Genomic DNA, 12,888 nt, shown 5'->3' on the forward strand with positions numbered 1-12,888 from the left:
ATGACGGTCCGGAACACAACCGGGCCGGCTGTGCCGGAACAGATCACCTACCGTGTTGCAATCCATGTTGCAGTGCGGTAGGGTCCTCGCGATCCTAACAAAAGCGAGGTCCGCAATGACCAAGTCGTTCGGGGAAGTCCTGGATAAGTATAGGGGAATTGGTCCGGGGTTCGATTTCCTTCGAATAGGGCTCGCCTTTTCCATCGTATTGACCCATTCCTTTTTGTTAACCGACAACAATGACTTCATCAGGGGGTCAGTATTCTGGTTCACTGAATACGCTCTTGTTCCGATGTTCTTCGCGTTGAGCGGATTTCTGATCGCCGGCAGCGCCCAGCGCCTGAGCCTGCGGAATTTTCTGATCAACCGGGGCTTGCGCATCGTCCCGGCCCTTGCGGTCGATATCGTCGTTTGTTCGCTGATCATCGGGCCGATCATCACGGTCGTTTATCATTCCGAATATTTTACCGATCAGCGGTTTTTCAAATACTTCCTGAATATCGTCGGCTGGATTCATTACGAGCTGCCGGGCGTCTTCCAGGATAATCCGAGCCAGCGCGTCAATGGCGCTCTGTGGACGGTTCCCTGGGAAATCTTCTGCTACATCATCATGTCGTTCCTGATGATCACCGCCATCGTGAAGACGCGCTACAAGCTGCTGGCGGTGACGATCGCCTACATCGTCATTGGGCTTGTCGTGCAGAAGATGCCCTATCTGTTGCCAGGCTCGATCAAGCCGATCGCGCGCTTCCTGTTCATGAGCCGAGGCTCCCAGCTGATAACGGCCTTCATGATGGGCATCGTCGCCTTTCAGTTCAGGGCAATCATTCCGCATTCCCGCTGGATATTCGGCGCTGCCTGCCTGGTCTGCATCGTCGCCATCCTCACCCTGGACAGCCGGGCGACGGAGTCGGTGCTCAACCGGCCCTTGGTCATCACCTCTCTTGTTTACATCACCGTCTTCATCGGCCTGTCCGAGGTGCCCATCCCGGCCTTTTTCAGGAAAGGCGACTATTCCTACGGCGTCTATCTCTATCATGACCCGTTTTTGCAGATCTGGATCAGCTCGTTCCCGTCGATTTTCCTCTATCCGAAATATGGTGCGCTGGCGCTCTATCTCGTCGGCCTGCCATCGGCTCTCGCCGTTGCCGTGCTGTCCTGGCATTTCATCGAGAAGCCGATCCTCGGCCTTCGCAAGAAATTCTCGTTCATCGCCCAGGTCAGGGGCGTCGAGGATGGCAATCAGGCTGGGCGCGAATCTCATGTCCGGCCGGTCGCCGTAAAGAGTTAGGGCTTTGCCGGCCGTGTATCGGCGGTGAGCTCGAAAGCCGTGTCCAGCACTCCATCGATCAGGATCGGCGCGCGTTCATGCATGCCGATCTTTCTGAGGACACGCTGCGAGGCGATGTTTTCGGGATGCGTGAAGGCGATGAAGCCGGATGCAAACTGCCGTTCGAAGAACCAGTCGGCCAACGCGCTCGCCGCTTCGGTCGCCAGACCCTTGCCCCAAGCCTCCTCGAGCAGGGAATAACCGAGTTCGAATTGCTCGTTCCTGAATTTCGAAATCCCCGCGCGGCCGACGAAGCTGCCGTCCTCGGCGAGGAGCTTGTATTTACTCGTGCCGTCGCGCGCCTGCTCCTCGAACCAGCCCCTCAGCCGCTGCTCAGCTTTATCGAGGCTCCACGGCACGTTGCCGGACAGATATCGGGTCGTCGCCATCGTCGAATGCAGCCGCTGTACCAAGACTGCATCGCCTTCTTCCCACATGACGAAGGTAAGCCTTGGCGTCTTCAGTATGACCCTTTGCTCTCTCATGGTGTTGCCAGTACCCCGCCGGTGACTGGCGCACCCACTCCCGTCGTGCCGGGGAATGTCAGCGGCAGCCCGTCCAGCGATCGGACGGCGAGATAGGCCCAGGCCTCGGCTTCCATCGCATCGCCGTCGAAGCCCGCCTCCTCGGCCGTCAACACCCTCGAGCCCAGCCTTTCGGCCATGACTGAGAACTCCGCCATGAGAGTGGCGTTCAGGCGCCCGCCGCCGCAGACGATATAGAGCGCTGGGGTCTCCGGCAGGAAACCGCCGGATTTGATGATCGAGGCGGCGGCGACATGCGCCAGCGTCCGGGCGCCGTCTTCAAGGCTCGCTTCCTCGGACTGAAGCGGCGCAAAATCGCCGCGGTCCAGCGAACGGCGAACATTGCCGCGGAAGAACGGGCTTTGCAGATAGCGTTCCGCCAGGCTGGCCACGACCTTTCCTCGCCCGCCGATCTCACCGCCGGGATCATAGGTTCTGCCGGTCTGCATCTCCACCCACTGGTCGATCAGCGTATTGCCCGGACCGCTGTCGAACGCCGATATCCGGCCGTCCGTGCCGATAAAGGTGAGATTGGAGATGCCGCCGATATTGACGAAGCACACCGCCTGTCCCGCCTGCTGGAATTTTCCCGCAAGTGCTGCGTGATAGGCCGGCACCAGCGGCGCACCCTGCCCGCCATGAACCATGTCGTTGGCGCGCATGTCGTAGACCACCGATATGGCGGTTCTCTTCGCCAGTTCCCCGCCGTCGCCGATCTGGATCGTCAATCCCTCATCAGGGCGATGAAGCACTGTCTGACCATGGAAGCCGAGAACATCGACGGCATCGGCCGCTAGCCCGAAACGCTCCATGAATGCCGTAACGGCAATTGCATGCCGCAGGGTGAGTTCAAGCTCGATCTCGCGAAGCTCAGCGGGTCGTTCGCTCCTGTCGGTCAGTGGACGCGACAGTTCCAGCGCCCGTTTGAGCTGTCCGCGAAAATCCGCATCATAGGGCACGCCCATGAACGGCCCGCGCTCGATGAAGCCGCGGCCGTCGGTCCTGATCAGCGCGACGTCGATTCCGTCCATCGACGTGCCGCTCATCAGACCGATCGCGGTCCTGATGACATCCATGAGGTTTCCTTCCCGCGATTCCCGGATGCACTTTTATAAAAACAGTGCTAAACGCGCCGCGACAGATCAACAACAACGAACTTGCGCGATGCCCGGATGGGCGAGCGCAGACACCAAGAGACGAAACCCATGTCCGAGTTCAAGTCCGATTTCCTCCGCACGCTGAAAGAGCGCGGCTTCATTCATCAGGTCTCCGATGAAAGCGGCCTCGACGACCTGTTCGCCAAGGAAACCGTGACGGCCTATATCGGCTTCGATCCGACGGCACCCAGCCTGCATGCCGGCTCGCTGATCCAGATCATGATGCTGCACTGGATGCAGAAGACCGGTCATCGCGCCATATCGCTGATGGGCGGCGGTACCGGCATGGTCGGCGATCCCTCCTTCAAGGAAGAAGCGCGCCAGTTGATGACCGTCGATACGATCGAAGGCAACATCGCCTCGATCAAGCGCGTTTTCTCCAATTACCTGAACTACGGCGACGGTCCGAAGGACGCGCTGATGATCAACAATGCAGAATGGCTGCGCTCGCTGAACTACCTCGAATTCCTGCGCGACGTCGGCAAGCATTTCTCGGTCAACCGCATGCTGTCCTTCGATAGCGTCAAGACGCGTCTCGACCGCGAACAGTCGCTGTCCTTCCTGGAATTCAACTACATGATCCTCCAGGCCTATGACTTCGTCGAGCTCGCCAAACGCTACGATTGCCGCCTGCAGATGGGCGGTTCGGACCAGTGGGGCAACATCGTCAACGGTATCGATCTCGGTCACCGCATGGGGACCCCGCAGCTCTATGCGCTGACATCGCCGCTGCTGACGACGTCGTCGGGCGCCAAGATGGGCAAGTCGGCGACGGGCGCTGTCTGGCTGAACGCCGACATGCTCTCGGCCTATGATTTCTGGCAGTATTGGCGCAACACCGAGGATGCCGACGTCTCGCGCTTCCTGAAGCTCTACACGACGCTGCCGATGGATGAAATCGCCCGTCTCGCCGCACTCGGCGGTTCGGAGATCAACGAGGTCAAGAAGATCCTTGCGACCGAGGTAACGGCGATCCTGCACGGCCGCGAGGCCGCTGAACAGGCTGCCGAAACGGCGCGCAAAACCTTCGAGGAAGGCAGCCTCTCGGAGAACCTGCCCTCGGTCGATATCCCTGCCACCGAACTCGACGGCGGCATCGGCCTGCTGTCGCTGATCGTTCGTGCCGGCCTTGCCTCGTCGAACGGCGAAGCCCGCCGTCACGTCCAGGGCGGTGCGGTCCGCATCAACGACGAGGCGGTCAGCGACGAACGCAAGATGATCGGCAGCGGCGAAATCACCGCTGACGGCGTGATCAAGCTCTCGCTCGGCAAGAAGAAGCACATCCTGATCCGCCGCGCGGCGTAAGGGCCTTCAATTCCGAACCGATATCGAAGCCGGCGCCCGCGCCGGCTTTTCTTTGCCTCGCTATTCGGGTCGGCGAGCAAGATCATTCTGCTCCCCGCCAGTATTATTCGTCATCTCGCCTGGCCTCTTAAGAAGGTAACCCGGCGGATCGACGCTTGAAGCGGGCTTTACCCGCGACCACCAGCTGATCGAGAAAATCGGCGGCGTCATTACCGCGTCCAGAGGAACCATCAGGACGTGGTCGGAACGGATGACCGCCTCTTGCGATTTCAGCCGCACGCTCTTTTCCGCAGAAAGCGAGGCGTCGCCAATCGTGACCGCGAGCACCGCGGCCGATGCAAAAGAAACTGTCCGGGCGCACTGCATGGCATCCTCCGACATTGCGCCGGCCCATGTTCCAGGCCGGGACCGTATCTTATATCAGATTTCTCTAAATCAAGTTGGGCGTCGATGACGGACTTGTCAATCGCGCTCGGCAGATGAAGACAAACGCCACCCCGTCATGCTCGATGCATACGGCTATCGCTGGTATCGCGTCGGCTGCCTCGACTATCTCCTTAGGCGCAAGGAGATTTGCGAGATCGCCAGGACCTCTCTACCGTCCTGGATTCTCTCGCCTCACTGGAACTCAAAAATCTGCCGGAAGACGCCCGGCGCGATGATCGACAGCGGATTGATCTGCAGGTTCGGCTGGTCGAACTTGCCTGTCAGCTTGAAGGTGATGCCGATCAGACCTCGGTCGCTGCCATTGCCGAGGATGACGCCGATCAGCGGCAGTTCGGCGAAGAGGCGGTTGAGGCCGTAGGCCGGCATGAAGGTGCCGGTCATGTCCATGTTGCCCTTGCGGTCGCGCACAATGCCCTGGAAGGTTGCGCCGATCTGGTCGCCACGCAGCACACCGTTCTCGATGCCGACCATGCCATTGCGCGAGACGACACGGGCAAAGCCGCGCTGGAAGCGCTGCGACGAGGTATCGATATCGCGCTTGACGGCCTCGTTGAGGCTGCGCTGCTCACTTCCAACGGGCGTCGAGACGATCGAGCGCAGGCGTTGTTCGTTGACGATCGCAAAGCGGCGCACGTCGAGCGAGCCGTCCCAGCCGCCCTCCGCCCCCAGCCGGATCGCCAGATTAAGCAACCCGCCCTGCATGTGCTGGTAGAGATCGGCGAAACGCGATACCGCGCCGGCATCCCCGCTGGTGATGTTGATGACGCCGCCGTCTTTCATCTGGCTGACCACGGCCTCGCCGCTGTCGGTAACGGCGGAAAAATTGAGCGCCTGCAGCTTGTCGCCCCGCAGTGATATTTGCGCCTGGAAATTGCCGACCTTCTCGTCGTTGAAGCCGATGACGTTTTTCAACCTGGCGCGCACCGATACGCCGGTGTCACCAGCATCCCCATCACCATCACCGTCCGAGCCCGATTTCAACCGCGCAATGACCGGCCGCGCATCGGCGCTGTCGCCGGAGACCGAAACGTCGAAATTGCCCTTGCTGCGCTTCACCGACAGGGCGAAATCGTCGAGCGAGGAGAGCTTGACACTGTCGAAATCAGCCGAGATCAACCCACCCTTGCCGATGTTCAACGATCCATTGGCGCCGAAACCGTCGCCCTTGAGCCGGAAGTTCTTGATCTGGGTATTGTCGGCCGGCCCGGATGTTTCGAATTCGGCCGTGGCGGCAATGCCGCTGCCCTTCGCCCAACCGATCCAGGGCAGTTCGAGCAGCGACTTGGTGAGGTCGAGCTGGACGTCCTGCCGGTCGTCGTCGATCCGCGTCAGCACCATCTTCACGCTGCCGCCGACGATGCCGGAAAGGCCGGGTATCAGCTTGTTGCGCTGGTCCTCGGAAAGGGTCGCGGTGATCACCCGTTGTTTGGCGGCCGTGTCGGATGCCTCGACCGGTTCGGTAAGATCGATATCGGCCGGGACGCCGTCGATCTGGGCCTTGGCGTCAAGCGTGATCCGTTTCGGGTTGCCGTTCAGGGTGCCGTCGAGATTGCTGATCATCCGGCCGGAAAACGGCTTGGCAAGATCTATATCGGTGAGCTTCATTGCCGCCGTCCATTCGGCCGGCGGCGGGTTTTGCGAGGAGAGCAGGCCGAAATGGGCCTTCACATTCGCCTCGATCCGGCCCTTGAGATCGTCGGGCGTAAAGCCGGCGCGCTGCAGCACCCGGATCGGCCGGTAGGTCAGAAGCTCGCCGACGGCGTCCGCCGCCCCGGAGACCGCGAGATCGATATCGGCCATCAGCGGTTTATCGTAGGTGGCAGGCAGGATGAACGTGCCCTGCCCGAGACCGACGGACCGGCCGGAGGGGAAATAGGAGGTACCGCTCTTGATCGCGATCGTCGCAACCGGGCCGGTCAGGTCGAAATGTGCTGACGTGTCGCGGATCGGCGGAATGTCGCCGGCGACGTTCATCCGCGCCTCCGCAATGTCGAAGCCGATGCGGATCTGGTTGGCGTCGAGCTTCAGGCCCTTGCCGCCGGCTGCCTCGTCCAGCCTGCCGAAAGGAATGAAGACGGATATGGTAGCGTTGGTGACGGTGCCGCCAAAGAGATTGCCGTGCACCCAAGTGCGCACCTTGGGCGCCATCCAGAACGGCCAGAGCTGCTTGATCGCTGTCGTCTGCAGCTGCGCCGACTGGCCGGCGAAGCTGATCTCCGGCGATTTGTTGCCGAGCTTGACATCAAGCGATCCGTAAAGCGCGCCGAGCGGGCTGGAGACGGTCATGTTGGGAAACCGGAATTCCCGTTCAGTGACCATATAACGCCCGGTCGCCTGGATATCGAAGGAAAGCGGCTGCTCGCCGGAGCCGCGGGGTGCTGCCGTGCCGCCGCTGACGAGCAGGTCGATGCCGAAGCCTTTGCCTGCCTGCGGGTCGAGCTTGTCGAGATCGATCAGCGCGCCGTTGAAGGGAATCGTGGTGGCGCCGAACCGGGCGTTCGACCGGGCGATCTCCAGCGTCTGCTTGTCGAAATCATAGGTGAGGTTGATCTGCGCGCCGGAGATCTCCTGCGAATCCCCATCCGCATAAATCAGGCCGGGATCGATGTCGATCGTCGCCGCAAGCGTCGGCGCGACGACATCAGCGGCCCGGGTGGCCGATACCGTCAGGTCGGCGAAGGCGCTGAGCCCCTGCCGGATGACGCCCTGATCGTTGCGCTTCAGCGCAAAGGGCGTGAGGTCGGCATGCTTGAGCGTCGCCACGACCTTGGAGACATGCCCGCCTTCCTTCTCGGCCAGCACGTCGAGTTCCGCCACCTCGCCGTTGAGCGCGATCTCGCCGGTCAATTGCAGCGAGGTCGGGCCGGCACGGGCAAAGGCAATATTGTCGATGACGAGCGACAGCGGGCCGTTGGCGGTATCGGCAAGCTTGACGTCAATGCCCGAGATGCGCACCGAATCCGTGGAACCGCGCGTCAGGAACTTGTCGAACAGGTCGAGATGCGAAAAGATCGTCTCGATCGCCGCCGGCATCGCGTCGATGCGCAGGTCGCCGAGCGTGACGGGTGCGCCCGAGGGCAGAAGCGCCGTATCGAGCGCGATATCGTCCGCCTCGATCGCGGTGACCGCGATGCGGCCACGGAAAAGCTGGAGCGGATCGAGCGCCATGCTGATCGAGCGCGTCGTCGACATATGCTCGCCGCTCTCCTGGTCGATCATGTTGACGTTGCGCGCTTCCAGCGCCAGCCGGAAATCCGAGGTGAAGCGGATGACGGTGGAGCCGACCTCGGCGCGGTAGCGCGGTCCGGCCACGCCATTCAGCGCCGCCTGCGCCTGCTGCGAGAGCGGCTTGTCGAACATGCCGCTCTCGACGGTGAAAACGATGGCAGCGAGAATAACGAGGATCAGCCCCAGAAATCCGCCGGTCAGCTTCGCCGTGCGGCGCATCGGCGAACGCGGCGGCGGGCAATGGACGATGATCGGATCCTCGGCCTGGGCGGACGGCAAGCGGTCCAGCGCAACGATTTCCTTCTTGCGAAACGTGACCTTTTCGCCGCGGATGGCTGACATGCGCCCTCGGGCTCTCCCTTTAAGTGAAGAATTGAACCCGGCCATGCTGGACGGGTATCCGTCCACTATATAATTCGGGGAGAGAAAGTGTCATCCACAAACCCGGCAAAAGAAAGGTTTTCCTAATGGCGGTTCCCGGCATCGGCGTCTCGGCCCCTGATTTCAACCTTCCCCGCGACGGCGGCGGCCGCGTTTCGCTGGCCGAATTCCACGGCAAGCCGCTCGTGTTGTTCTTCTATCCCAAGGACGACACGACGGGCTGCACCGCCGAATCACTGGCTTTCACCGCATTAGCAGCCGAGTTCGAAGCGGCGGGTGCTGCCGTCATCGGCATGTCGCCCGATTCGGCTGCCTGCCATGACAGGTTCATCAAGAAGCACCGTCTTTCGGTGGCGCTTGCCTCGGACGAGGAAAAGACGACGCTGCAGGCCTATGGCGTCTGGAAGGAAAAGAGCATGTACGGCCGCAACTTCATGGGTGTCGAGCGTACCACCTTCCTGATCCGCCAGGACGGCACGATCGCCACCATCTGGCAAAAGGTGAAGGTGCAGGGCCATGCCGAAACCGTGCTCGAGGCCGTGAGGAACCTGGCGGCGTGAGCGCGGATCTCACGATAACCTCGCTGCGCGGCGGCGCCATCGATGCGATCTCTTCCGCCGATCTCGATCGCAAGACGGCACTTGCGCAGGAAAGCGCCACCCGCTGGTTCGCCCGCCGGGTGTCACTGCGCTCGCCGCGCGATGCCGCCCTGCCCGACAGGCCCGGCCGTCCTGAGAAACCGGTGCTGACGCCGCCGACCCAGGTGGAGAAGCGCTCGCTGCATACGCTCAAAGGACGGATCGCCCTGCTGCACGCCATCGCCCATATCGAACTCAACGCCGTCGATCTGGCGCTCGATATCGTCGCGCGATTCGCGACCGAGCAGGTGCCGAATTCCTTTTTCGACGGCTGGATGCAGGTCGCCTTCGAGGAGGCGAAGCATTTCCGCATGGTGCGCGCCAGGCTCAACGATCTCGGCGCTGATTACGGCGATCTGCCCGCCCATGACGGGCTCTGGCAGGCCGCCCATTCGACGCGCAACGATCTGACGGCAAGGCTCGCCGTCGTGCCGCTGATTCTGGAAGCCCGCGGCCTCGACGTCACGCCATCGCTGCAGGCGAAGATGCGCCAGACAGGCGATCTCGAAAGTGCAGCGGTGCTTGACGTCATCTACAACGACGAGAAAGGCCATGTCGCCGTCGGCGCCAAATGGTTCCGTTTCCTCTGCGCCCGCGAGAAGCGCGATCCGGCAAAGGCCTTCCAGGAGTTGGTGCGCGCCAATTTCCGCGGACCGCTGAAGCCGCCCTTCAACGATCTTGCCCGTGCCGAGGCCGGACTGACGCCGTCCTTCTACCGATCGCTCGCATCGATCAGCCACGCTTGAAGTCACTGAAATTTATGATGTGACGACAACAATGAAAGCATTCATTAACCATAACGGTGTCTAATTTCCGAAAGAGGCGTAGAGCATCAATCGGGAGAGCCTGCGTGAACAGGGGACAACAGCACCGGGTATTCGGCAGGCGGGCGCAGGAACATATCCTCATCCTCGCAAGCGGCGACAAGGTCCGCCATATGACGGTCCGGCCGTGGATGGCAGCACTTGCCTTCTGCTTCGTCGGCGTCTTCTCGATCGGCTACCTCCTGGCGACGTCCTATCTCGTGCTGCGCGACGACCTGATCGGCGCCAGCATGGCCCGCCAGGCCCGCATGCAGCACGATTATGAAGACCGCATCGCCGCGCTCCGCGCGCAGGTCGATCGCATCACCTCCCGCCAGCTTCTCGACCAGCAGGTGGTCGAAGACAAGGTCGACAAGCTGATGGAGCAGCAGATGGCGCTGACCTCGCGCCATGGCAAGCTCGACAATCTGCTCGACCGGGCCGAAAGCTCCGGCCTGACGGAAAAGGATGGCGCCGTACCCGCGCCGTCATCGCCTGCCCAATCCTACGCCCCCGATGTCAAGGACAAGCGCGCCTCGCTCAGCGGCGGCGCCGAGGCGATCGAGAAGATGATGGCAAACGGCGCGCCTGCCGACGCGACGCCCGACAATTCGACGCTTGCCTATGTGCCGGCCACCGACACAGTCGGCGACCGTGCCGACCGCATCTTCTCCAAGGTGACGCTGTCGCTCAAAGATGTCGAACAGGATCAGCGCAGCCGTGTCGAACAGTTGACGAGCGATGCCGGCAATGCCGCCAACGCCATCGAGACGGTGCTGACCCGCTTCAAGATTCCGATGCCCGAGACCGCTGCCAGGAAAGACGAAGACGAAGACGATGCCGTCGGCGGCCCCTATGTCGAGCCTGAAAGCAACGACGGCTTCAACAATTCGCTGGCGGCGCTCGACGGCGCACTGACCCGGCTCGAAGCCGTGCGCAGTACCGCGGAATCCCTGCCCTTCCGCAATCCCGCTATCGGCAAGGACGTGACCAGCCCCTTCGGCAATCGCCGTGATCCGTTCCTCGGCCGCCTCGCGCTCCATTCCGGCATCGACTTCCGCTTTTCGCCGGGCGAAAGGATCCGTCCTACGGCGCCCGGCAAGGTGATTTCGGCCGGATGGACCGGCGGCTACGGCAACATGGTCGAGGTCGATCACGGCAACGGCATCTCGACGCGTTACGGGCATATGTCGGAGGTTCTGGTCAAGGTCGGCGACACGGTCGACCGCAACGACGTCATCGGCCTTGCCGGCAGCACCGGCCGCTCGACAGGCACACACCTGCATTATGAAGTGCGCCAGGACGGTCATGCCGTCGATCCAGTATATTTCATGAATGCCGGCCTTAAACTCGCCACCTATATCAAGTAACTCCTGCCCGGTAACCAACGCTTCACTCTGCAATGGGTGCGGCGTCTCTATTTCTTGACTTGCCGGCCATTCGGGGCTATGTCGCGCTGCATTGCGGCATGCAATCCCGCCGACTCGTTCAGAGCTCGGCCGAACGGAATGGAAACAGTTTTCCCTTTGACGACATTTGCTGACCTTGGCTTAAGCCAAAAAGTGCTATCCGCTGTTACGGACGCGGGCTACACGATCCCAACGCCTATTCAGGCGGGCGCCATCCCGTTTGCGCTCGAGCGCCGCGATATTTGCGGCATCGCGCAGACCGGCACTGGCAAGACGGCATCCTTCGTTCTGCCGATGCTGTCGCTTCTGGAGAAGGGCCGTGCGCGTGCGCGCATGCCCCGCACGCTGATTCTCGAACCGACGCGCGAACTCGCTGCCCAGGTCGCCGAGAATTTCGAGAAATACGGCAAGAACCACCGCCTCAACGTCGCCCTTCTGATCGGCGGCGTTTCCTTCGAGGACCAGGACCGCAAGCTCGAGCGCGGCGCCGACGTACTGATCTGCACCCCCGGTCGCCTGCTCGACCATTTCGAGCGCGGCAAGCTCCTGATGAGCGGCGTCGAGATCCTCGTCATCGATGAGGCCGACCGCATGCTCGACATGGGCTTCATCCCCGATATCGAACGCATCGCCAAGATGATCCCGTTCACCCGCCAGACGCTGTTCTTCTCGGCAACCATGCCGTCGGAGATCCAGAAGCTCGCCGATCGATTCCTGCAGAATCCAGAGCGTATCGAGGTTGCAAAGCCGGCTTCCGCCGCCGCGACCGTGACGCAGCGTTTCGTTGCTTCGCACGGCAAGGATTACGAGAAGCGCGCCGTCCTGCGCGAACTCGTCCGCGCCCAGACCGAACTCAAGAACGCCATCATCTTCTGCAACCGCAAGAAGGATGTCGCCGATCTCTTCCGGTCGCTTGAGCGTCACGGCTTCTCGGTCGGCGCCCTGCATGGCGACATGGACCAGCGTTCCCGCACGATGACGCTGCAGAGCTTCCGTGACGGCAATCTCCAGCTTCTGGTCGCTTCCGACGTCGCCGCCCGCGGCCTCGATATTCCCGATGTCAGCCACGTCTTCAATTTCGACGTGCCGATCCATTCCGAGGATTACGTCCACCGCATCGGCCGCACCGGCCGTGCCGGCCGCTCGGGTGCCGCCTTCACGCTTGTTACCAAGCGCGACACCAAATTCGTCGATGCCATCGAGAAGCTGATCGGCCAGAAGGTCGAATGGCTGAGCGGTGACTTGACGTCGCTGCCGCCGCCGGCAGAAGACAGCCGGGACAGCGAACGCCCGCGCCGCAACAGCCGCGAACGTGGCGCCAGAGATGGTGCAGGCCGAGATCGTGCGCCGAGAGAGAATGGCGACAAGGATCGTGGGCGCGGACGCGGCAATCGCGCTGCCGCGAGTCATAAATCTGATATCGACATACAGGATAATGGCGTAGACGTGATCGAAGCAGCACCAGTAAAGGCCGACATCGTGAAGAACGAGCGCAAAGCAGAGCAGAAGCCGCAGAACAACGCGCGCAACAATCGGCCCTACCCGGCAAACGATGACAGCCGCGACCGCCGCCGTCATCGCGACCACGACGACGGCCCGACTCCGGTCGGTTTTGGCGACGATATCCCCGCCTTCATGCTGATCGCCGGCAGCGCCAAGGTCTGAA

Annotated in this window: 10 protein-coding genes; 6 read left to right on the forward strand and 4 right to left on the reverse strand. The window is 61.8% G+C overall.

All coding sequences use genetic code 11. The annotated features are described in order from the left end of the window. Positions 1-115 precede the first annotated feature (115 nt). Positions 116-1,291: an acyltransferase family protein gene (locus RL_RS13325; protein ID WP_011652135.1), complete on the forward strand. Its 1,176-nt coding sequence runs from the start codon at positions 116-118 to the stop codon at positions 1,289-1,291. Here RL_RS13325 and RL_RS13330 read toward each other — a convergent pair. Both RL_RS13330 and RL_RS13335 read right to left on the reverse strand, forming a co-directional pair. After that, a complete protein-coding gene (locus RL_RS13330) occupies positions 1,288-1,815 on the reverse strand; it encodes a GNAT family N-acetyltransferase (protein ID WP_011652136.1) in 528 nt (175 codons plus the stop codon). The genes RL_RS13325 and RL_RS13330 overlap by 4 nt on opposite strands. Continuing rightward, a complete protein-coding gene (locus RL_RS13335) occupies positions 1,812-2,930 on the reverse strand; it encodes an anhydro-N-acetylmuramic acid kinase (protein WP_011652137.1) in 1,119 nt (372 codons plus the stop codon). The genes RL_RS13330 and RL_RS13335 overlap by 4 nt, the downstream gene beginning before the upstream one ends. 129 nt (positions 2,931-3,059) lie before the next feature. On the opposite strand from RL_RS13335, the gene tyrS reads away from it, so the two are divergent. Continuing rightward, complete coding sequence (gene tyrS / locus RL_RS13340) at positions 3,060-4,316, forward strand: tyrosine--tRNA ligase (RefSeq protein WP_011652138.1); 1,257 nt, start codon at positions 3,060-3,062, stop codon at positions 4,314-4,316. 60 nt (positions 4,317-4,376) lie between these two features. On the opposite strand, the gene RL_RS13345 is transcribed toward tyrS, so the two are convergent. After that, positions 4,377-4,697, reverse strand: coding sequence for a hypothetical protein (locus RL_RS13345; protein ID WP_063822443.1), 321 nt, complete (start codon positions 4,695-4,697; stop codon positions 4,377-4,379). Positions 4,698-4,934: 237 nt separating this feature from the next. Then, positions 4,935-8,333 carry a DUF3971 domain-containing protein gene (locus RL_RS13350; protein ID WP_041936336.1) on the reverse strand — a complete coding sequence of 1,133 codons (3,399 nt, stop codon included), beginning with the start codon at positions 8,331-8,333 and terminating at the stop codon, positions 4,935-4,937. 125 nt (positions 8,334-8,458) lie between these two features. Between RL_RS13350 and RL_RS13355 the strand changes: the two genes are divergently transcribed. The 4 genes from RL_RS13355 (at position 8,459) to RL_RS13370 (ending at position 12,887) form a co-directional block, all read left to right on the forward strand. Beyond that, positions 8,459-8,932 carry a peroxiredoxin gene (locus tag RL_RS13355; protein ID WP_011652141.1) on the forward strand — a complete coding sequence of 158 codons (474 nt, stop codon included), beginning with the start codon at positions 8,459-8,461 and terminating at the stop codon, positions 8,930-8,932. Next, positions 8,929-9,756: a ferritin-like domain-containing protein gene (locus RL_RS13360; RefSeq protein WP_011652142.1), complete on the forward strand. Its 828-nt coding sequence runs from the start codon at positions 8,929-8,931 to the stop codon at positions 9,754-9,756. Before RL_RS13355 ends, RL_RS13360 begins: the two co-directional genes overlap by 4 nt. A gap of 104 nt (positions 9,757-9,860) precedes the next feature. Continuing rightward, positions 9,861-11,183: a peptidoglycan DD-metalloendopeptidase family protein gene (locus RL_RS13365; RefSeq protein ID WP_011652143.1), complete on the forward strand. Its 1,323-nt coding sequence runs from the start codon at positions 9,861-9,863 to the stop codon at positions 11,181-11,183. Positions 11,184-11,321: 138 nt separating this feature from the next. Further along, a complete protein-coding gene (locus tag RL_RS13370) occupies positions 11,322-12,887 on the forward strand; it encodes a DEAD/DEAH box helicase (RefSeq protein WP_011652144.1) in 1,566 nt (521 codons plus the stop codon). The last annotated feature ends 1 nt before the right edge of the window (position 12,888 follow it).

Source organism: Rhizobium johnstonii 3841 (assembly GCF_000009265.1).
Taxonomy (GTDB): domain Bacteria; phylum Pseudomonadota; class Alphaproteobacteria; order Rhizobiales; family Rhizobiaceae; genus Rhizobium; species Rhizobium acaciae.